20 protein-coding genes are annotated in these 18,617 nt (G+C 61.9%); 6 read left to right on the top strand and 14 right to left on the bottom strand.

The window, feature by feature from the left end; genetic code table 11:
• Window position 1: 1 nt before the first annotated feature.
• The 5 genes from AC1DY9_RS01295 to AC1DY9_RS01275 all read right to left on the bottom strand — a co-directional run bounded on the left by AC1DY9_RS01295 (window position 2) and on the right by AC1DY9_RS01275 (window position 4,970).
• Window positions 2-712: an ABC transporter ATP-binding protein gene (locus tag AC1DY9_RS01295; RefSeq protein ID WP_457280042.1), complete on the bottom strand. Its 711-nt coding sequence runs from the start codon at window positions 710-712 to the stop codon at window positions 2-4.
• The gene (locus tag AC1DY9_RS01290; RefSeq protein ID WP_477665613.1) at window positions 709-1,725 is read right to left on the bottom strand and encodes a branched-chain amino acid ABC transporter permease; all 1,017 of its coding nucleotides are present in this window, start codon (window positions 1,723-1,725) and stop codon (window positions 709-711) included. The genes AC1DY9_RS01295 and AC1DY9_RS01290 overlap by 4 nt, the downstream gene beginning before the upstream one ends.
• A gap of 2 nt (window positions 1,726-1,727) precedes the next feature.
• A complete protein-coding gene (locus tag AC1DY9_RS01285; protein WP_457280040.1) occupies window positions 1,728-2,594 on the bottom strand; it encodes a branched-chain amino acid ABC transporter permease in 867 nt (288 codons plus the stop codon).
• Between the two features lie 35 nt (window positions 2,595-2,629).
• Window positions 2,630-3,895, bottom strand: a complete 1,266-nt coding sequence (locus tag AC1DY9_RS01280; protein WP_457280039.1) for an ABC transporter substrate-binding protein — start codon at window positions 3,893-3,895, stop codon at window positions 2,630-2,632.
• Between the two features lie 121 nt (window positions 3,896-4,016).
• On the bottom strand, window positions 4,017-4,970 hold the full coding sequence (locus AC1DY9_RS01275) for a LysR family transcriptional regulator (protein WP_457280038.1): 954 nt from the start codon (window positions 4,968-4,970) through the stop codon (window positions 4,017-4,019).
• Window positions 4,971-5,091: 121 nt separating this feature from the next.
• On the opposite strand from AC1DY9_RS01275, the gene AC1DY9_RS01270 reads away from it, so the two are divergent.
• Genes AC1DY9_RS01270 through AC1DY9_RS01260 form a run of 3 tightly spaced genes read left to right on the top strand, consistent with a single transcriptional unit; the run spans window position 5,092 to window position 7,903 of the window.
• Complete coding sequence (locus AC1DY9_RS01270; protein WP_457280037.1) at window positions 5,092-6,075, top strand: TRAP transporter substrate-binding protein; 984 nt, start codon at window positions 5,092-5,094, stop codon at window positions 6,073-6,075.
• 2 nt (window positions 6,076-6,077) lie between these two features.
• On the top strand, window positions 6,078-6,587 hold the full coding sequence (locus AC1DY9_RS01265; RefSeq protein ID WP_477665612.1) for a TRAP transporter small permease: 510 nt from the start codon (window positions 6,078-6,080) through the stop codon (window positions 6,585-6,587).
• 20 nt (window positions 6,588-6,607) lie between these two features.
• Entirely contained in the window at window positions 6,608-7,903 is a 1,296-nt protein-coding gene (locus tag AC1DY9_RS01260; protein WP_457280035.1) for a TRAP transporter large permease, read from the top strand.
• Window positions 7,904-7,915: 12 nt separating this feature from the next.
• On the opposite strand, the gene AC1DY9_RS01255 is transcribed toward AC1DY9_RS01260, so the two are convergent.
• A complete protein-coding gene (locus tag AC1DY9_RS01255; protein WP_457280034.1) occupies window positions 7,916-8,632 on the bottom strand; it encodes an aspartate/glutamate racemase family protein in 717 nt (238 codons plus the stop codon).
• A gap of 48 nt (window positions 8,633-8,680) precedes the next feature.
• On the opposite strand from AC1DY9_RS01255, the gene crcB reads away from it, so the two are divergent.
• Both crcB and AC1DY9_RS01245 read left to right on the top strand, forming a co-directional pair.
• Entirely contained in the window at window positions 8,681-9,067 is a 387-nt protein-coding gene (gene crcB / locus AC1DY9_RS01250) for a fluoride efflux transporter CrcB (protein WP_457280033.1), read from the top strand.
• A 127-nt stretch (window positions 9,068-9,194) separates the two neighbouring features.
• Window positions 9,195-10,358 (top strand): helix-turn-helix domain-containing protein, encoded by a 1,164-nt coding sequence (locus tag AC1DY9_RS01245; protein WP_477665611.1) that lies wholly within the window; start codon window positions 9,195-9,197, stop codon window positions 10,356-10,358.
• Between the two features lie 15 nt (window positions 10,359-10,373).
• Here the strand turns inward: AC1DY9_RS01245 and AC1DY9_RS01240 are convergent, their stop codons facing one another.
• From AC1DY9_RS01240 to AC1DY9_RS01210, 7 genes are all read right to left on the bottom strand, one after another.
• Window positions 10,374-10,859, bottom strand: a complete 486-nt coding sequence (locus AC1DY9_RS01240) for a copper chaperone PCu(A)C (RefSeq protein WP_477665610.1) — start codon at window positions 10,857-10,859, stop codon at window positions 10,374-10,376.
• Window positions 10,860-10,916: 57 nt separating this feature from the next.
• Entirely contained in the window at window positions 10,917-11,489 is a 573-nt protein-coding gene (locus AC1DY9_RS01235) for a YcnI family copper-binding membrane protein (RefSeq protein WP_457280030.1), read from the bottom strand.
• A gap of 209 nt (window positions 11,490-11,698) precedes the next feature.
• Window positions 11,699-12,079 carry a DUF2946 family protein gene (locus AC1DY9_RS01230; RefSeq protein WP_457280029.1) on the bottom strand — a complete coding sequence of 127 codons (381 nt, stop codon included), beginning with the start codon at window positions 12,077-12,079 and terminating at the stop codon, window positions 11,699-11,701.
• A gap of 224 nt (window positions 12,080-12,303) precedes the next feature.
• Window positions 12,304-13,077 carry a molybdate ABC transporter substrate-binding protein gene (locus AC1DY9_RS01225; protein ID WP_457280028.1) on the bottom strand — a complete coding sequence of 258 codons (774 nt, stop codon included), beginning with the start codon at window positions 13,075-13,077 and terminating at the stop codon, window positions 12,304-12,306.
• Between the two features lie 137 nt (window positions 13,078-13,214).
• Window positions 13,215-14,060 (bottom strand): ABC transporter substrate-binding protein, encoded by an 846-nt coding sequence (locus AC1DY9_RS01220; protein WP_457280027.1) that lies wholly within the window; start codon window positions 14,058-14,060, stop codon window positions 13,215-13,217.
• Entirely contained in the window at window positions 14,057-14,746 is a 690-nt protein-coding gene (locus AC1DY9_RS01215) for an ABC transporter ATP-binding protein (protein ID WP_457306875.1), read from the bottom strand. The genes AC1DY9_RS01220 and AC1DY9_RS01215 overlap by 4 nt, the downstream gene beginning before the upstream one ends.
• Window positions 14,743-15,489, bottom strand: a complete 747-nt coding sequence (locus AC1DY9_RS01210; RefSeq protein ID WP_457280025.1) for an ABC transporter permease — start codon at window positions 15,487-15,489, stop codon at window positions 14,743-14,745. The genes AC1DY9_RS01215 and AC1DY9_RS01210 overlap by 4 nt, the downstream gene beginning before the upstream one ends.
• 333 nt (window positions 15,490-15,822) lie before the next feature.
• Between AC1DY9_RS01210 and AC1DY9_RS01205 the strand changes: the two genes are divergently transcribed.
• Window positions 15,823-16,935, top strand: coding sequence for a substrate-binding domain-containing protein (locus AC1DY9_RS01205; protein WP_477665609.1), 1,113 nt, complete (start codon window positions 15,823-15,825; stop codon window positions 16,933-16,935).
• Between the two features lie 35 nt (window positions 16,936-16,970).
• Here the strand turns inward: AC1DY9_RS01205 and senA are convergent, their stop codons facing one another.
• A complete protein-coding gene (gene senA / locus AC1DY9_RS01200) occupies window positions 16,971-18,227 on the bottom strand; it encodes a selenoneine synthase SenA (protein WP_477665608.1) in 1,257 nt (418 codons plus the stop codon).
• Window positions 18,228-18,617 lie beyond the last annotated feature (390 nt).

The following is an 18,617-nucleotide window of genomic DNA, read 5'->3' as shown; positions in this document are numbered from 1 at the left end:
TTCAGTCCCCGAGGTAGGCGGTAATCACGGCAGCGTCGTTCGACACCTGCTGCGGCGTGCCTTCGGCGATCTTCACGCCGCGGTCCAGCACGACGATCTTGTCGGCGATCGGCATGATGCCTTCCAGCACATGCTCGACGATCAGGCACGCAATGCCCTTGTCCCGGATCTTGAGAACGACGTCGACCGCTTCGCGAACTTCCGACGGGTTGAGACCCGCCATCACTTCATCCATCAGCAGGATGCGCGGCTGTATGGCCAGCGCACGCGCCACGGCCAGGCGCCGCTGCTCGCTGATGGTCATGCTGGCGGCAGGCCGGTCGGCAAAGCGTTCAAGCCCGGCAAAAGCCAGCCAGTCCATGGCAGCCTGGCGTGCCTTCGCAACGTTGTGCTGCAGCAGCATGGCCGCGGTCATCACGTTCTCGCAGGCCGTCATGCTGGTGAAGGTGCGCGCAATCTGAAAAGTCCGTGCCACACCGGCACGGGCGCATGTTTCAGGCGGCAGTCCTGCGATGTCGCGGCCGCCCAGCATGATGCTGCCCGATGTGGGAGCGAAAAACCCCGCCACGCAATTGAACATGGTGGTCTTGCCGGCGCCGTTGGGGCCGATCAGGCCCACCACCTGTCCGGTGTCCACGCTAAAGGACACATCCTGGTTGGCGACCAGCCCGCCGAAACGCTTGCTGACCTGTTTGACTTCCAGCAACTTCATACGGCCTCCTCGCCGGCGTTCTGCACGGTGGCGGTGGGCACCGCCATCTGCCGCGATGCATCGGCGCGTGCCTCGCGGCGCTCCCGGAAGCTGCGCAGCCAGCCAATGAGGCCCGTGGGATAAAAGACCGCGATCACGATGATGAGGCTCGCATAAATGATGACGTCAGTGCCGCGGCCCGTACCGCCGAAGGCAATGCGCGTGAATTCCTCGATGCTGGTCAGCACCACGGCACCCACAACCGGACCGAACAAGGTGCCCACACCTCCAAGAATGGATACCAGCGCCATCTTGATGGAGAGCGCCGTCGAGAGCACCGAATTCGGATCGATATAAAGCTCTTTCTGTGCGTACAAGCTGCCGCCGACTGCCGTGAGGAAAGCACTGACCGACAGTGCCACCTGCTTGTAGCGGGCGATGTTCACGCCGATGCTGCGGGCCGCGTCGGGTTCATCCTTGATGGCCCTGAAGTAGTAGCCGAGGTAGCTGCGCTCTATCCACCAGTTCGCGCCCAAGGTGATGATCAGCAGTCCCAGTGCCAGCCAGTAGTACGGCAATTTGGTAGCGAAGTTCAGCCAGAGCCAGCCTTGTTTGTCCATCGGCACGTAAAGCCCGACCGCCGCACCGCCGTAATCCCACTCAGTGAAGAAAATCTGCACCAGTTCGGCCACCGCGATGGTGGCCATCGCAAAGTAGTGGCCCTTGAGCCGGAAGCAGGACCAGCCAAACCCCAGGCTGAGCAAGGCTGCCACCAAACCGCCGGCGAGCACGCCTATCCAGGGATTGATGCCGAACTTGATCAGCAGCAGTGTTGAGACATAGGCGCCAAGTCCGTAGAAAGCCGCATGGCCGAGGGACACCTGTCCCGCATAGCCACCCACGATGTTCCAGGCTACACCCACCTGGGCCGCCATGAGGATGAGGATCGCCATGTTCAGGTGCGAGGCATCCGTGACCGCGGGGACGGCCAAGGCAAGCGCCAGAGCGGCGATAACAAAAAAGAGTTGCTTCATGATCATGCCTTGCCCATCAAACCCTGCGGGCGGAACATCAGCACGCCGAGGAACAGCACGAGCACGATGGCCGTCTTGTACTGCGGTCCGAGCAGCAGGCCGCCCATGACCTCGATCACGCCGACCAGGATGCCGGCCCAGAAGGCGCCCGAGACGCTGCCGAAGCCGCCCAGGTTGACCACCACAAAAGCCAGCAGGATGAAGCTAGCGCCAACGTCCGGAAAAATCGGGAAGAAGGTTGACAGCAGCACCCCGGCTGCGCCGGCGCAGGCCGCGCCTATGCCCCAGGCTAGCGAGAACATCTTGTGCGAATCAATGCCCATGAGACGGGCCGCTTCCTTGTCAGAGGCGGTGGCTTCCAGCGCCGCACCGAGCCGGGTCTTGTTCAGGAAGAAGTAAATCAGGCCGGTGACCACGACGGCCCCTACACCGGCGACCAGCTGCGGCTTGCCCAGTTGCACGCCCAACAGCTTGACCGTTCCGCTGACCGCCGAATTCTCGATGGAGCGGAAATCCGGTTTCCAGAGGAACTGGGCCACGCCGCGCAGCAGGATCATGATGCCGAAGGTCGTGAAGATCTGCGACAGCATGGGCGCGTTGATGATGCGCACGATCACCAGTTTGTACAGCAGCACGCCGAAGCCGAACAGCATGATCACTGTCAGCGGCAAGGTGAGCATGGGGTCCAGCGCATACAGGGAAAACAGCCAGAAGGCCGAGTACATGCCCAGCATGAGGAATTCCCCGTGCGCGAAGTTCACGATGTCCATGACGCCGAAAATCATGGTCAGGCCGATAGCCACCAGCGCGTAAATCAGCCCGATCAGCACGCCGGAGGCCAGCGTCTGAAGCAATATTTCCGTAGTCATGGTTGTCTCTTGGCTTTCAGGTCAAAACTCGCGGCTTATTTGCGCTGGTCCCACTTGGGCATGGGCCAGGTCACTTCACGCGAGGCCATGTCGAACGGCCAGACCGTGTTGTATTTGCCGCCGATGATCTGCACCAGGATGCCCTGGCCCAGGGTGTTCTGGCCGGTCGCATCGAACTTCACACCCTTCCACGGCATGATCAGCTTGCTGCCGGGCATGTCGGTGGCGGCCAGCGCCTTGCGGATGGCTTCGGGTTCGGTGGAACCGGCGCGGTTGATGGCGTCCGCCATCACCATCAGGCCGGTGAAAGTGCGCGAGGAATTGCCGGTGAAGTTGATCTTGTAGCGACTGTTGAACAGGTCGTTGACCTGCTTGATCAGAGGATTGCGGTTGGCCAGGTCCAGCGCCCAGACTTCACGCGTGATGATGTAGTCGGCGTCCTTGCCGAGTGTCCTGATGAAATCGGTATCGGTGAAGCCCGCGTTGTTCGCCAGGATCATGTCCGGCGAAAAGCCGAGTTCCTTGTAGGTCTTGATCGACAGGATGGCATCGGCCGTGTAGGACGACTGCAGCACCAGGTTGGGATTGGCGGCCTTGAGCGTCTGCACTTCCGAAGTCAGCTGCGTGGTCTTGGCCGGGTACATCACCTGCTTGACCAGGTTCTGCTTGAACTCGGGCGCGAGTTTGGTCTGCAGCTTGGTGGTTTCCGTACCCCACAAGCCGTTTTCGTTGAGGCTGGCGACCACGCCCGCCTTGATGCCTTTTTTGGCTTCGAGTTCTTTCAGGAAATCAAAGGCGTTGTGCACAAACAGGTCGTCATGCGGCGTGGTGCGAAAGAACCACTTGAAGTTGCGCTGCGTGAGCGATGCCGACGACGATTCAGGGTTCAGGAAAGGGATGCCGGCGCGCTCGGCGATCTGGCTGGCCGTGGCGGTGACGGCGCTGTTATAGGCGCCCACGAGTGCCACGACTTTTTCCTGCGTGATCAGGCGCTCGGCTTCCGTAGCGCCAGTCTGCGGGTTGGCCTGGTGGTCGGCAAACACCAGCTTGATTTTTGCGCCCTTGAGGTTGGGCAAGCCCTTGCCGGCAGACAGCGGCAGCTCGGAAACACCGGGCGCACCGTTATTGATGATGTCGGCGGCGAGTTCCAGCGCACTGCGCAGCTCGGCACCCACGGAGGCGGCCGGCCCGGTGAGCGGATAAAGCACACCGATTTTTATCTCTTGCTGTGCATGCACGCCAAAGGCCATGCCGGTTGACAACAACACTGCGGCCACTTTGGCCCACCAAGATTTCTTCATGACGCACTCCTCGTAAAAACATGACGGTTGGATGACATGTGACGAAGTGTGCGATTAGCAAATGACGAAATCAAACAAGTAATTTTTTGCTTACGTCATCGATTTTTTCGATGATTGGTATTTACCCTGACGCACCTTTTTTGCCTGTTTTTGCAACCCTGGCCGCCGGCTTGCGACCCGTTTTGGTGCCGGCTCCCGTGCTCTCCGCGGCAAACTGCACGGCCGACCTGACCACTGTCTCGACCACCGATGAAGTCGGGTCGGTGCGGTAGCTCGCGTGGATCGGCAACGACTTCACACGGGTGTCGCAGGTGAGCAATTTCAGGCTGGCGAACCCCGTCAGGCGCTGCACTGCGATGCGCGGCAGAAGGGCCACGCCAAAGCCGCCCTGCACCAGCTGGACCATCGCGGAAATGGATGAAATGGCATGCACCTTTTTGGGCTCCATGCGGTTCTGCTTGAACAGGTCGACCAGCGTGACGTGCGGCTGCGAGCCTTTCTGGAACGTCAGCAATTCCATTTCCGCGAGTTCATCCAGCCGGTAATTTCTTTTTTTATGCAGCGCCGGATTTCCCACAAAAGCCATATCCATGGGCGGCAAAGCCTGGTTGCGCACACCGTCCGCCGAAGCGGGCAACGCGGCGAAGACCAGGTCCAGCGTGCCGCGCTGCACCTGGTCCATCAGGATGGGCGTGGTTTCCACCGTCAGCTCCAGCTCCAGCCCGGGGTGGTCTACGCGGAGCTTTTCGAGCCAGGGAATCAGCCAGGAGTGCAACACCGATTCGATGGCGCCTATGCGCATCGATACCGCCATGGCCGCACCCGAACCCATCTCGTGTTTGACCTCGCGCTGCAGCTCCAGCAGCTTTTGCGCATAGACCAGGAAACGCGCGCCCGCGACGGTGAGCTTGAACTGCTTGTCGCGCCGGTCCAGCAGCAGGATGCCCAGCTCTTCTTCCAGTGTGGCGATCCGGCTGGACATGGCAGACTGCGTCAGGTAGAGCTTCTCCGCGGCGCGCGAGATACTTTTGAGCGAGGCAACCCAATAGAAAGCTTCAACAAAACGCAGGTTCATGGCGGGGCCTCAAGGTCGCAAAACAGGTAGGCGCCGGCTTTTCGGGGTATGCCCGGTGAACTGGCGCGGGATTTGCGTCTATCCTATTACTACTTACTAATTCCTTGTCCTGGAGCTTTTCATGAAATTCAAAGTCACCCTGGTGGCCGCCGCTCTCGCCTTCGGCGCCAACGCCTTCGCCCAGACCAAGTGGGATTTGCCCGCGGCCTACCCGGCCAGCAACTTCCACACGGAAACGCTGACGCAGTTCGCGGCAGACGTCGACAAGGCCAGCGGCGGCAAACTCAAGATCACGGTGCACGCCAACGCCTCGCTCTTCAAGGCCAACGAAATCAAGCGTGCGGTGCAAGGCGGCCAGGCCCAGATCGGTGAGATCCTGTTAGTCAACTTCGAGAACGAGAACGCAATATTTGGTGCAGACGGCCTGCCCTTTGTGGCCTCCAGCTACGCCTCGGCACACAAGCTGGCCGAAGCGCAAAAGCCGGCGCTTGAAAAACTGCTGGGCGCGCAAGGCATGAAGCTGCTCTACACCGTGGCCTGGCCTCCCCAGGGCATCTACGTCAACAAGGAAATCACCGCCGTCGCCGACATGAAAGGCCTCAAGTGGCGCGCTTACAGCCCGGCCACCAGCAAGATTGCCGAGCTGGTCGGCGCGCAACCCGTGACCGTTCAGGCCGCGGAGCTGAGCCAGGCTATGGCAACCGGCGTCGTCAACAGCTACATGAGTTCGGGCTCCACCGGCTACGACACCAAGACCTACGAAAGCATCAAGTACTGGTATGACGTGCAGGCCTGGCTGCCCAAGAACGCCGTCATCGTGAACAAAAAATCCTTTGAGGCGCTGGACGCACCTACCCAGGCTGCCGTTTTGAAGGCCGCTGCGGATGCCGAGACCCGTGGCTGGAAAGTCAGCGAGGAGAAGAACGACTTCTACAAAAAAGCCCTGGCCGAAAAAGGCATGAAGATCATGACGCCCTCGCCCAAGCTGGTAGCCGACCTGCGCCAGGTGGGCAGCATCATGAAGGCAGACTGGATCAAACGCGCCGGCCCCGAGGGTGAAGCCCTGCTGTCTGCATTCGAAAAATCCAACGCAGCGAAGAAATAGCCATGCGCCGCATGCTCGATGCGCTGTATGACGGTGCGGCATGGCTGGGCGCCCTGTTCATGATCGGTACGCTGGTGTCGGTACTGGCCGGCGTCCTCGACCGCCAGTTCGCCTGGTCGCTGCGCGGGACCGACATGTATGCCGGTTACTGCATGGCTGCCAGCGGTTTTCTGGCGCTGGCCCACACCCTCAAGAAGGGTGAGCACATCCGCGTCACGCTGATCCTCAACGGCCTTCGTGGCAGCGCCCAGCGCGCGCTGGAAATCTGGGCCCTGGCCGCGGCTAGCGCCCTTTCGATGCTGTTCGCCTGGTACAGCGTCATGCTGTCGGTCAACTCCTATGCCTACCACGACATTTCCACCGGGAATGACGCTACGCCGCTATGGATTCCCCAGATCACCATGGGCGTAGGTGCCGTCATCCTGATGATCGCATTCATCGATGAACTGGTGCTGGAAATCAGAGGCCGGCGCACCCAGGCCAGCAGCGACGAAGCGCTGCATCACGAATAAGCAAGAACAAAAGAGCTTCAATGTCCGATCTCGCCATCACCTCGCTGCTGATACTTTCGCTTTTCCTGATTCTGGGCTCCGGTGTCTGGATAGGCCTCACGCTGTCGGGTGTGGCCTGGATAGGCATGCAGCTTTTCTCTTCGCGAGCCGCGGGCGACGCCATGGCGGTGACCATCTGGGGGTCTTCCTCAAGCTGGACACTGACGGCCCTGCCCCTTTTTGTATGGATGGGAGAAATCCTGTTTCGTACCAAGCTCAGCGAAAGCATGTTCAAGGGCCTCGCCCCCTGGGTCAGCCGGCTACCGGGTGGACTGCTGCACACCAACGTCATCGGCTGCACCATTTTTGCCGCGGTCTCTGGCTCCTCAGCGGCAACCTGCGCCACCATTGGCAAGATGACTCTGCCGGAGCTGGCCAAACGCGGTTACCCGGAAGACATCACGATAGGCTCCCTCGCGGGCGCCGGCACGCTGGGCCTTCTGATCCCGCCATCCATCATCATGATCGTCTATGGCGTCAGCGCCGACGTGTCGATTGCCCGCCTGTTCATAGCGGGTGTTTTTCCCGGCCTGTTGCTGGCTTCTCTTTTCTCAGGCTACCTGGTCGTCTGGGCCTTGCTCAACAAAGGCAAGATCCCGCCGCCCGATGCCGCGATGAGTTTTGGCGAAAAAATCTACGAGTCACGCCACCTGATTCCGGTCGTACTCCTGATCGGCGCCGTGTTGGGTTCCATCTATACCGGTGTGGCCACCGCGACCGAAGCCGCAGCCATCGGCGTCGTCGGCTCGCTCGTGCTGGCCGTCGTGCAGAGATCCATGAGCTGGAACACCTTCAAGGAATCCTTGCTGGGTGCGACGCGGTTGTACTGCATGATCGCGCTGATCCTGGCCGGCGCCGCGTTCCTGACGCTGAGCATGGGTTACATCGGGCTGCCGCGCCACCTGGCCGAATTCGTCTCCAGCCTCGGTCTTAGCCCCTTCATGCTCATCATCGTGCTGAGCATCTTCTACGTCGTCCTGGGCTGCTTCCTGGACGGCATTTCGATGGTGGTGCTGACCATGGGCGTCATCCTGCCCACGGTGCAGGCAGCCGGACTGGACCTGATCTGGTTCGGTATCTTCATCGTCATCGTGGTCGAGATGGCGCAGATCACGCCGCCCGTGGGATTCAACCTGTTTGTGCTCCAGGGCATGACCAAAAAGGAAATCACCTACATCGCGCGAGTGACCTTGCCGTTTTTCTTCCTCATGTGCGGCATGGTATTGCTGCTCTGGTTCTTCCCGCAGATCGCCACCTGGCTGCCGGGCAAGATGTGAGGCCAGCGGCGCTCATCTCCACGGGCGCAGCAGCCGTTCATCGTCGGTCAGCGCCCAGGTCTTAAAGCCGGTGGCCTCTTCAATCGCTTGGCGATACGGCGGCAAGTTGGTGCATTCAAGCACTACCGCCTGGAGGGTAGGCTCACGCTGACGGAGAGCGATTGCCGCTGCCACCACGTCACCGCACGCCTTCTCCATGACCATGATTTGGCGATTCCCCAAAATAGCGGTGGCGAATTCACCGTCAGGATTGACCCCCTGCACCACCACATCCGCCAAGCGTTCATGAGTCACACCCGCTGCACGCAAATGCTCTGCGCCCAACGCCGCTGAACTGATGGTCAGTACGCCCACCCTGGCGTGGCGTGCAAGCAGCGTCGGCAATTGAAGCAGGCTGGACGTGACAACAGGAACCGGCACGGCCGCCTGCAGCTCGTCCTGCAGCAGCACGAGGAAACCGCAGCTGGTGGTGATGGCCAGCGCACCCTCGCTCGCCAGGGCCTGCACCGCCTGCACAAAAGCCGGCAGCACACCCGCAGCACGCAGGCCGGCGGCGGTCTGCACAATCTTGCCGGGCCCGGCTCCCGGCACCACCCGCTGGCGAACGGGCACGCCAAAAGCGTCGGGGTGGCCGATGTCACCCGGTAGCCGCGGAAAGCGCGTGTCGAGCATTACCACCCCCAGGAAGCCCGAAGGCTCGCTGAAAGCGGGTGCTGAGGTTAAAGTCATGGCTCTATTCTCCCGCCAAACAACCAACTCACCGCCGCCACTACCGTCATGCTGAACGTCATCGCGATTTCCATTGGAGCTTCAATCGGTGCGCTGGCGCGCTGGGGCCTCGGCCTGTGGCTGACGCCTGGCGGCCTCATTCCCTGGGGCACCCTTGCGGCCAATCTTATTGGTGGCTACCTGATTGGTATCTGCATCGCCGGCTTCCAGTCCATGCCGCAGCTGGACCCAGTGTGGCGGCTGGCGCTGGTGACCGGATTCCTGGGCGGCCTCACCACGTTTTCCTCGTTTTCGGCCGAAGTGGTGATCTTCCTGATGGAAGCGCGCTATGGGCTGGCCGCGCTTACGGCCACCGTACACGTGCTGGGATCCCTGCTGATGACCGTGGCCGGCCTCAAAACCGCTATGTTTTTTATAGCTGCTGGCGCACGCTAAGAATCGATTCCGGCCACTTTCCACCCAGAAAAAAAGTAATCACTCCGGTTTGCCTGTCCTATATTGCAGGAGCACGGCCATCCGCATCGCACGCTGCACGTGCCGCAGGAATTGGCCACAATGCACCATGGCATCCATGACCCCTTTTCACTCCGCCCCGGCGACGGGCGGGCAAGACAGGCTGGCGCGCATCGGACACGCTCGCCAGGCAGTTCTTCACGGCGATCCACTGCCAGCAGGCACCGCGCCGCTGGTTGAGAACTGGATAGAGCGGTCCTGGATGCGCTGCCTGGCCCAGGGCCATCGGCCGGAGCAGGCTCCCTCCTTTGACATGGTTTCTGCCGCCGCACTGCGGCGCACCCTGGAAGCCAACCACCGGCTGGTGCAGGCTGCGGCGCCTGTGCTGGAAAAGCTGGGCCAGGCCATTGCCGACACGCGCTACTTCGCCATCCTGACCAACCAGGCCGGCGTGGTCATCAATGTGAATGGCCCCATCGACCGGCGCGACCGCCGCGCCGACATGATCACACGCATCGGCACGGACCTTTCGGAACAACAAGTGGGCACTACCGCCATCGGCGCAGCGCTGACCGAACTGCAACCGGTGTGGCTGCATCGGGGTGAGCATTTTTTTGATGCCACCTCGGTCTACAGCTGTGCCGGCGCGCCCTTGTTCGGCCCCGACGGCCGCTGCGCCGGCATGCTGGACCTGACGGGCATCGAAGTGGTCGAGAGGCCCGAGCTCAAACACCTCGTCGCACAATCCGCGCGCAGCATAGAGAACGCGCTCACTTTGGGCAAGCCCCATGCATTGCTGATCCGGCTGAATTGGCCGGGCCGCACGCTGGGAGATGAAACCGATGGGCTGGTGTGCGTGGATACCGATGGTTGCGTCACTGGCGCCAACCAGGCGGCGCGGCAGATGATTTCGCAGCTGGGCTTCACCGCAGGCATGGCGCCGCATTGCAACGATCTCTTTGCCATGCCCTTCGAAATGCTGTTTGACGCGGCGCAGCGCCAGGCGCCAGTGAATGGCGGCATCCTGGAGGTGCCGCTCTGGACGGGCCTGCGCCTGCATGCGCTGCCGCAGTTGCCCGGCCGAGACTCGCCGCCCCCTGCAACCAGCCTGCCGCCTTCAGGCGCCGCGTCGCGAACGCTGAAGGAACTCGAAACCGCCTTGATCCGCAAGGCAGTGACCGATTCACGCGGCAATGTGCTGCAGGCCGCAAAAGCGCTCGGCGTCAGCCGGGCCACGGTTTACCGCCGCCTGGGCTCGGGCAAACGCAGCTAACCCGGCAAACACAAATCAGTGCTTGTGCTCGGCCGTGGCACCGGCTGCTCCCGGTGCGGCGGTGGCAACCGGCAGCTTCAGCTCGAGCTTGCTTTCCACACCTTTGGCGTCCCTGAACAGCAGGGTCACGGGGATTGTGCTGTCTTTGGCCAGCGGTGCCTTGAGGTCCATCAGCATGACGTGGTAACCCCCTGGCTTGAGCTCGACCTTTTTGCCGGCAGGCAAATCAAGCGATGGCACGGCCCGCATTTTCATGACGTCGCCGTCCATTTTCATTTCATGCACTTCAGCCACGCCCGCCACCGGCGACGACACGCCGATCAGCTGGGCCCCATCTTTGGCGGTGAGGCTCATAAAAGCCCCCGTGCCTTTTTGCCCTTGCACAGTAGCGCGCGCCCACGCCCCATCGACCTTGACGGCGGCCGTCTGGGCCAGGGCGAGCATGCTGGCCAGTGCCATCGAAAATGCCAACACGGCTTTTGAGAATTTTGCGGATGTCATGTGTAAATGCTCCTTGAAGCAGTGAATTGAATCTGAAACCAAGACTACAGGGCTCGCTCAGTGATTGTGCTCACCACCACCCGCCGACATCAGCTCCAGCGCGGCAGCAGGGTTTTTGAGATCGGACAATTTTTTTCCCGGCTGAGGCACTTCGGCCCAGTCAACCTTGCCGGTCTCGCAAACCTGGCTTACCGGCCAATACAACATGCCCGCTTGTGCAGGCAGTTTGGCCTGCAGCACAAATTCGTCGTACCAGTCGTTCTGCAGATAGTCAGCGGGGGTTTTAGCCGTCCAGCTGATTCGCGACACGTCTTCGGTGACGGTTTTGCCGTGGTCCAGCAGCGGCTGCGCCAGCTTCTCGCGTGTAACCTCCAGCGTCCAGCCTGCTTTGGGCATGGGCTTGGCACCCTGCACACCCGCGGGGATGGTGACCACGATCTGTTTGACGGGTGAATTCCCGCAGCCATGCCCGACCTTGAATGTGCCCTTGTAGTAGCTGCCTGCATTGGCGACCTGGTATTCCAGGGTGACGTGTGCGGTGGCAGGCAGGGATACAGCAATAAAGATAGCTCCAGCCCAATAGGGACGAGCGCAAGCAGCTATGGTTTTAATAGCATTTGGGTATTTCATGATTGATTCTTACAGGATTGAAAATTAAAGGCACCAGGATTTGCGGCTGAAATTAGGGCCAGCCAGCGCAGCGAGCGCCATGCCGAACGGAGCGCACGGGTGCGCAGAAATGGCTCGTGAAAGTGCACGCTGAAATGAACGATGGCACGGCGCCGGCCGCAAGGCCCGTGCGCGGGATGCCTGAGGCCTCCAGCGAGAGGCGGTTCAGTTCAAAGTGCGGGAGGTGCGCGGCTGAAAGGCAGCCCGGAGATGGCAGTGCCGGTGGTTGCCGGAATATCCGCCACCGCAACCGTGGTACCGGTGACACAGGAAACGCTTGCTACCGGTAGAGGTGGCAGCACCAGCCCTGCTGAGCCGCACAGGTCGCAGCGCTGGCCTGGGGAGGCTGCATTGCCATCGGTGGAGTCCATGCCGGCATCAGACGAAGCGGTGTTGACGCTGCAAATGCCGCTCAGCTTGCCGCTGCGCACGTCCTGGGCGAGCATGGACACCGGTGCCCACAACGCCGCCGCCACGGCCAGGAAAGCCAGCCAGGCGGCAAGGCGTTCCCATACGGGAAGGGTCGAGCGGGATACGGGGTGGTGGGGCACGGGGTGATTATATGTAGCCCCCACGCTCCCCCACTTCGTGTGGGTCGCTGCCCCCCGAGGGGGCCGCCCGCCCTGCGACCCGGCAAAGCCGGTTCCGCGGCTCATGCTGGATTAATGAGTGCAAGCGGGCAGCCGCGGGACTGGCTTTGCCAGACCGCAGGCGCCGCCCCCTCGAGGAGGGAACAGGCTACACGCAGTGAGACTGGACGGGGGTGGGTGTCTTGCTAGGGCGCCCCAAAACCAAACCGCCGAAACACCTCCTGCGCTTCCGGCGTCAACAAGTAGGCAGCAAACTGCCCAGCAGCAGCATCCCCGCTTCGCGCAGTCAAACCGTAGGCCGCACTCACCTGTAGAGCCGCCGGCATCTGCACCACATTCATCCGCGGCAGGTCCTTGCGAACCGCCACAGCATTGGTGCAATAAGTCAGGAACAGATCAGCACGCCCTTCCGAAACCAGCCACTCATAAACCCCCCGGCCTGCTGGAGGCTGGGGCGCTTCGGGCGAACCGGTGAGCTTGAGTGCCTTGGCGTCCAGTGCCGTGTAAGCACCGGGCTTGAGTGCTTCCGCCTTGCGGAACGCTTCCCATGCATAGTCGCCCGACGGGTCCGCCCTGGGCGTGGAGGTGCCGAGCTTGACGGCGGGATCCAGCATCAGGTCGAGCAACTTTCCCGAATCGGCATTGAGCTGCGGCACGGCCAACGCGCACAGCTGGTTGCGCACGAAGAGCGTGGGTTGCGCCCATGAACTTCCCGCTGCGGCATACAGGCGCTGGGGATGCTGCGTGTCGGCCGAGGCAAACACCTGCGCCGGCTCACCCTTCTCGATGCGTTCGCGCAGCAGGCCAGAGGCGCCAAAGGTCAGCTGGGTTTTCACGCCCGTGCGGGTTTCATACGCGCGCGCGGCTTCAGTGAGCGCTTCGCGCAGGCTGCCCGCCGCATACACGCGCAGCGGCGCGGCGCCTTCAGCAGATGCTGCGGGCGATTGGGCATGCGCCATAGTCAAGCCTCCTGAAAAAACAACCGCAGCAGCAATCCATACCAGCAGGCGCCGCGGAACCGGCTTCGCCGGGCCGCAGGCGCCGCCCCCTGGAGGGGAGGACAGGCTACACGCAGTGAGCCTGGACAGGGGGGAACTCATTTTGCGTTTGGAAAGAACAGCTGCTCGCCATTGATCTTGTAGCCGGCAATCACGTTCTGGCCAGCTGGTGAAATCACCCAGTCCACAAACTTCTGCGCTTCCACCACTTTGGTCTGCGGATGCTTGGCGGGGTTCACCACCATCACGCCGTACTGGTTAAACAGCTTGGTATCGCCTTCGACCAGCACGACCAGGTCGCCGCGGTTTTTGAAGGACAGCCAGGTGCCGCGGTCGGCCAACACATAGCCGCCGCTGCTGGCCGCGATGTTGAGCGCCGGGCCCATGCCGCAGCCGCAAGCCTTGTAGTTGGCAAACGCAGGCTTGTCGCCCGGCGTCTCGACGCCCGCGGCTTTCCAGTAGCGAAGTTCGGCGGCGTGCGTGCCGCTCTTGTCACCGCGAGAGATAAAACCGGCATTGGCGGCGCTGAGTTTTTTCAGCGCTTCGACAATGTCCCTGCCCCTGGTTTTGGCTGGATCAGCTGCGGGGCCGATCAGCACGAAGTCGTTGTACATCACGGGAAAACGCTTGATGGCAAAGCCCTCAGCCACGACTTTTTCTTCCGCCACCTGGTCGTGCACAAAGAGCACGTCAGCATCACCCCGGCGGCCCATATCGATAGCCTGGCCGGTGCCGACAGCGACTACTTTCACGTCAATGCCCGTGGCTTTTTTGAACTCGGGCAGCAGGTAAGGAAACAGGCCTGACTGCTCGGTCGAGGTGGTTGACGCCATCACGATAGTGCTGGTTTGTGCTATCGAAACAGTAGCTGCCAGCGCAAGCGGGACAAGCGCCAAAGCCCTGATCGACCCGAAAATTCCCGACACCATGCTCAAGCTGTTCATGCAAGTTCTCCTTTTAAAAATGCTTCTGCCGCTGCGGGGACAGGACCGGTGAAAAAGGCCGCAGTCGGCAAGTCGGCTACCAGCCGGCCGTGCTCAAGGTAAATCACCCGGCTGGCCAGCCGCTTGACCTGCCCCAGGTTGTGGCTGCTGAAAATGAGCGTCATGCCGGCATCGGCAAATTCCGCCATCAGGCGCTCGACCTCGCGCTTGGCCGTGGGGTCCAGGCTGGCCGTGGGCTCGTCGAGCAACAGGACCTGCGGCTTGAGCGCCCAGGCACGCGCCAGCGCCACACGCTGCTGCTGCCCGCCCGACAGCGCCTTGGCATTGCGTGTAGCCAGGTCTTCCAGCCCCACGCGCTCCAGGGCAGCCAATGCCTGGACTTTGGCCTCTTTCCAGCGCACACCACCCAGCCACAGTCCGAGTGCCACGTTGTTCAGCACGCTGGCGCGCAGCATGTAAGGCCGCTGGAACAGCATGGCCTGCCGCAATTGCACGTCGTGTTGAAAGCTGCCGGCAGAAGGCCGTACCAGGCCGTTGAGGGTTCGCAGCAGCGTGCTCTTTCCGCTGCCGTTGGCGCCCACCAGTGCCAGCCTTTCGCCGGCCTTGATACGCAGGCTGCAGCCGCTGAGCGCATGGACCTGGCCGAACTGCACACCGATGGCGTGCAGGTTGAAAACCTGCGTCATGGCTGTGCGCCCCCGGTGGCCAGGGCCACATCCGGCAGGCGGTCGTCGAACTGCTCGCGCCAGCGCCGCACCAAGGCTATCAGGATGTTGAGCAGCAGCACCACACCCAGCAGCACGATGCCCAGCGCAAGCGCCAGCGGCAAATCGCCCTTGCTGGTTTCCAGCGCGATCGAGGTCGTCATCACGCGCGTGAAGCCGTCGATGTTGCCGCCCACCACCATCACCGCGCCGACCTCCGAGATCGCCCGGCCGAACGCGGCGATCAGCACCGTCAGCAACGCATAACGCTCGTCCCACAGAAGGATGAGGCCTCGCACGAAGCGGCCCGCACCCAGCGACTGGAATTGCTCGCCATGAGAACGGTCGGCATCTTCAATCGTCTGGCGAACCAGCGCGGTGACGACCGGCAGCACCAGCACAGCCTGCGCCAGCACCATGGCCTTGAAGGAAAACAGCCAGCCCAGGAAGCCGAGGGGGCCGGTTCGGGAGAGCAACAGGTACACCACCAGCCCGACCACCACCGAGGGCAGGGCCAGCGCGGTGTTGAGCACAGCCAGAACCGCACCGCGGCCGCGAAAACGCGACACACCCAGCCACGCACCGAGCAGCAGGCCAGCGCTGCAGGCAATGAGACAGGCGCAGGCACTCACGGCCAATGAACGGGCCACGATGCTGGCCAGCATGGGATCGAGCGAGGTGATGAGCGTGAATGCCGTGGCGGCGCTGTCTGAGAAGGTGTTCATGTGGGAGATCTGCGGGGCACTGGTACTGCAATCCGGAAGTAGCGAAACACAATGAAAGTGATGGATTCGTGCCCAGGGCGAGGCGCAAGCCGCAGCGAAGGCTATACGCCTTCGCAAGGATTGCAACGCTGCCATGGGTTACGAATACGCGCTTTCATGTTTCGATACTTCCGGATCGCAGTACCAATCGTAGCGCCCAAGTCCTTGATTTATATCGGGAATCATCGCTATGAATTGATTTGCATAGGCTGATCCCCGCTTCGCAGCGCGGCCCGCCCTTCGCCCGTCGCTGCTGACCTGTGCACTCATAATCAGTGCACTTACCGCCTCGCCATGCATAAAGTCGAACTCTCTTACCTGCTCACGCCACAGCGGGGCAAAAACGCCCTGATACGCAATCCGCTGATGGACATGCTCCATGCGGTGCGTGAACAAGGCTCCATCTCCAAAGCCGCCAAGGCGCTCGACCTGTCGTACCGCCACGTGTGGGGTGCACTCAAAGACTGGGAGCAGACCCTGGGACGAACACTGATCGTCTGGGACAAGGGCCAGCGGGCACGGCTCACGGAATTCGGAGAGAAACTGCTCTGGGCCGAGCGGCAGGCACAGGCTCGGCTGGCGCCCCAGATCGAAGCATTGCGGGGCGACATCGAACGGGCTTTTTCCACCGCCTTTGACGACAACGCCCATGTGCTCACGCTCTATGCCAGCCACGACGCAGCGCTTTCTGCGTTGCGCGAACAGGCGAGCCCGCGCGGGCTGCACCTGGACATCCGCTTCATGGGCAGCGTGGACGCCATTGCCGCCCTGAACGCGGGGCGCTGCATGATGGCCGGATTTCACACGCTGGACCAGCCTGGCAGTCAGTCCGTGACGGCCCTGACCTACCGCAACCTGCTCAAGCCCGGACTGCACAAGCTGATCGGTTTCGCCCATCGCATGCAGGGCCTGATCGTGGCCAAAAACAACCCGCTGCAGATCGCCGGCATCACCGACCTGGCAAGGCCGGGCGTGCGTTACGTGAACCGGGCGGAAGGCACCGGCACACGCGTGTTGCTGGACGAACTGCTGGGCAAAGCCGGTGTGGCGACTTCAGATATCCAGGGCTACCAGAGCCAGGAGCCATCCCATACGGCCGTGGCCCAGGCGATTGCCAGCAATGTCGCCGATGCCGGCCTTGGCATTGAAACGGCAGCGCGCGAGAAAGGCCTGGGCTTCATCCCGCTGGCGCAGGAGCGCTACCACCTGGTGTGCCTGAAGTCCGAACTGCCCACGCCGCAGGTGCAGGCACTGCTCAAGGAGCTCCAGAGCCGCGACTGGCAGGCCACGCTGGAAGAGTTGCCCGGCTACAGCGGCGAAACGGCCCAGAGCGGCAAAGTGCTGTCCCTGCGCGCCACCTTGCCCTGGTGGACATACCGCAAGGAAAAATTGGCGAAAAGTGCCTGAAACCCTTTCAGGACTAGCGCTACCAGCTATTCTTTTTATAGCGCACAGGACCTGAAGCCACAGAACATATCATCCCGGCCAGGCAGGCAGAAATTGCGGAACCGGGGATGCTTCAGGCGCGCACGCGTGGCGAACGAACCGCCACGCAACACCTTCTGGCTGCCGAACCAGGGTTCGGAATACGCGGCGAAAGGACCGGGCACAAAACCCGGGTAAGCGCGAAAGGTCGTGCCCGTCCACTCCCACACGTCGCCCCAGCGAAAGCCCCTGCGGGCGGCCGTGCACGCAGCGGTTTCCCATTCCACTTCTGCGGGCAGGCGGCGCCCGGCCCAGCGGCACCAGGCGTCAGCTTCCCACCAGCTCATGTGCATGGCCGGCTGGTTGCCGAGCATGCGCATGGCCTTGCCAAAGCGGGTCAGCATTACGGCGCCGCTGGCCACACCAATCTGTTCAACGTAACGCGGACCGCGCCTGCCTTCGCTTTTGACGATGGCCTGCAACCACTCCCATCCCTCGGGCTGCCAGAACTCGGGCCGGTCATAGCCGCCGTCATCGACAAACTCCACGAACTGCGCCCAGCTCACCGGCTGCGCGTCGATCTCGAACTCGGGCACGCTGATGTCGTGCTGTGCCAGCTCGTTGTCAAAAACAAAACCTGCAGTGCCCGATGGTGCGGCAGAGCCCATTTTCCAGGTGGTAGCCGGGATCAACAGCGCGCCCCGCAGTGCCATGGGCGGGGGTGTGAAGGCTTGCAACAAATCCTTCTCAATAGGCACACCCAGCATCTGCGCTGCGTGGGTCAAGGCTTCGGCCTGCATGTCCTCATAAAAGAGGCACAGGCGGTAGAAGTAGAGCGCGTCGCCGTCCTCCCCGGCTTTGCCCAGTAATTCCAGCGTGCTTTCCAGCGTGTCGAGCAGATAGGCACGGCAAACTTCCACATCGGGCAGGTCAAGCGACCAGCGCTGGCTGTGCGGAACACTCGCAGGGTCCCACCAGCGGTCGGCATTGGGTTCCATCGAAGCGAGGCGGGTGTGCCCCGGTGCGCAGCGTATTCCCTGTGCACGCTGCACATTGCGGCCGATCCACCATTCCTGGAACCAGCCGACGTGGCCGAGCATCCACAGCGGGGGGCTCAGCAGCGGGGAGCCCGGCACGGCAAAACCAACGGATTCCAGCGCCTGCTGGTACTGGCCAAAAATCCGCAAGGTGTGATTGCGGGCATCCATCAGCGCCAGCGACAGGACGTCACGGCCGGCGCTGCGCATGAGGGGCGAATCGATCTGGCGGTCCATCGCGAAAAAAATGATTGCTGGCGGGAGTAATGAAAAGGTGTAGCGTCTTGAACCCGCACAAAGTCTGGCAAGCACTGACACGAATGGACACAAACAAGACACCATCAAAGCCGCGCGCCGATTGAGACCAGAATAGCAGACGGACGACCGGCTGGCGCGCATAAGTGTTTAGGTTGCATACTGGGCTCGAGGACAAACAAGGGGGCCTGCCAACCCGACGAAATATTGATGGCAAGGTGTCGCGCCACGGCGACTTACCCCCTTTTGTAACAACAAGTACACGGATAGACTCCGGCCAGTCGCCCCGTATCTTGAGAATGCCTGCGGGTGTCTGGAGGACGCATCGACTGCCCCTTGACCCCGCCCCTTGACTCACTCACCAGCACGCCA

It is taken from the genome of Polaromonas sp. P1_F6 (assembly GCF_056405695.1).
This window is presented reverse-complemented; position numbering and strand designations above follow the sequence as displayed.

Bases quoted from the DNA above. Each gene is read 5' to 3' on its own strand.
- crcB (WP_457280033.1), top strand. From the start codon at position 8,681: ATGCTGAACGTCATCGCGATTTCCATTGGAGCTTCAATCGGTGCGCTG.
- AC1DY9_RS01235 (WP_457280030.1), bottom strand. From the start codon at position 11,489: ATGAAATACCCAAATGCTATTAAAACCATAGCTGCTTGCGCTCGTCCC.
- AC1DY9_RS01205 (WP_477665609.1), top strand. From the start codon at position 15,823: ATGCATAAAGTCGAACTCTCTTACCTGCTCACGCCACAGCGGGGCAAA.
- AC1DY9_RS01215 (WP_457306875.1), bottom strand. From the start codon at position 14,746: ATGACGCAGGTTTTCAACCTGCACGCCATCGGTGTGCAGTTCGGCCAG.
- AC1DY9_RS01290 (WP_477665613.1), bottom strand. From the start codon at position 1,725: ATGAAGCAACTCTTTTTTGTTATCGCCGCTCTGGCGCTTGCCTTGGCC.
- AC1DY9_RS01280 (WP_457280039.1), bottom strand. From the start codon at position 3,895: ATGAAGAAATCTTGGTGGGCCAAAGTGGCCGCAGTGTTGTTGTCAACC.
- senA (WP_477665608.1), bottom strand. From the start codon at position 18,227: ATGGACCGCCAGATCGATTCGCCCCTCATGCGCAGCGCCGGCCGTGAC.
- AC1DY9_RS01210 (WP_457280025.1), bottom strand. From the start codon at position 15,489: ATGAACACCTTCTCAGACAGCGCCGCCACGGCATTCACGCTCATCACC.
- AC1DY9_RS01225 (WP_457280028.1), bottom strand. From the start codon at position 13,077: ATGGCGCATGCCCAATCGCCCGCAGCATCTGCTGAAGGCGCCGCGCCG.
- AC1DY9_RS01240 (WP_477665610.1), bottom strand. From the start codon at position 10,859: ATGACATCCGCAAAATTCTCAAAAGCCGTGTTGGCATTTTCGATGGCA.
- AC1DY9_RS01275 (WP_457280038.1), bottom strand. From the start codon at position 4,970: ATGAACCTGCGTTTTGTTGAAGCTTTCTATTGGGTTGCCTCGCTCAAA.
- AC1DY9_RS01260 (WP_457280035.1), top strand. From the start codon at position 6,608: ATGTCCGATCTCGCCATCACCTCGCTGCTGATACTTTCGCTTTTCCTG.
- AC1DY9_RS01295 (WP_457280042.1), bottom strand. From the start codon at position 712: ATGAAGTTGCTGGAAGTCAAACAGGTCAGCAAGCGTTTCGGCGGGCTG.
- AC1DY9_RS01285 (WP_457280040.1), bottom strand. From the start codon at position 2,594: ATGACTACGGAAATATTGCTTCAGACGCTGGCCTCCGGCGTGCTGATC.
- AC1DY9_RS01245 (WP_477665611.1), top strand. From the start codon at position 9,195: ATGGCATCCATGACCCCTTTTCACTCCGCCCCGGCGACGGGCGGGCAA.
- AC1DY9_RS01255 (WP_457280034.1), bottom strand. From the start codon at position 8,632: ATGACTTTAACCTCAGCACCCGCTTTCAGCGAGCCTTCGGGCTTCCTG.
- AC1DY9_RS01220 (WP_457280027.1), bottom strand. From the start codon at position 14,060: ATGAACAGCTTGAGCATGGTGTCGGGAATTTTCGGGTCGATCAGGGCT.
- AC1DY9_RS01265 (WP_477665612.1), top strand. From the start codon at position 6,078: ATGCGCCGCATGCTCGATGCGCTGTATGACGGTGCGGCATGGCTGGGC.
- AC1DY9_RS01270 (WP_457280037.1), top strand. From the start codon at position 5,092: ATGAAATTCAAAGTCACCCTGGTGGCCGCCGCTCTCGCCTTCGGCGCC.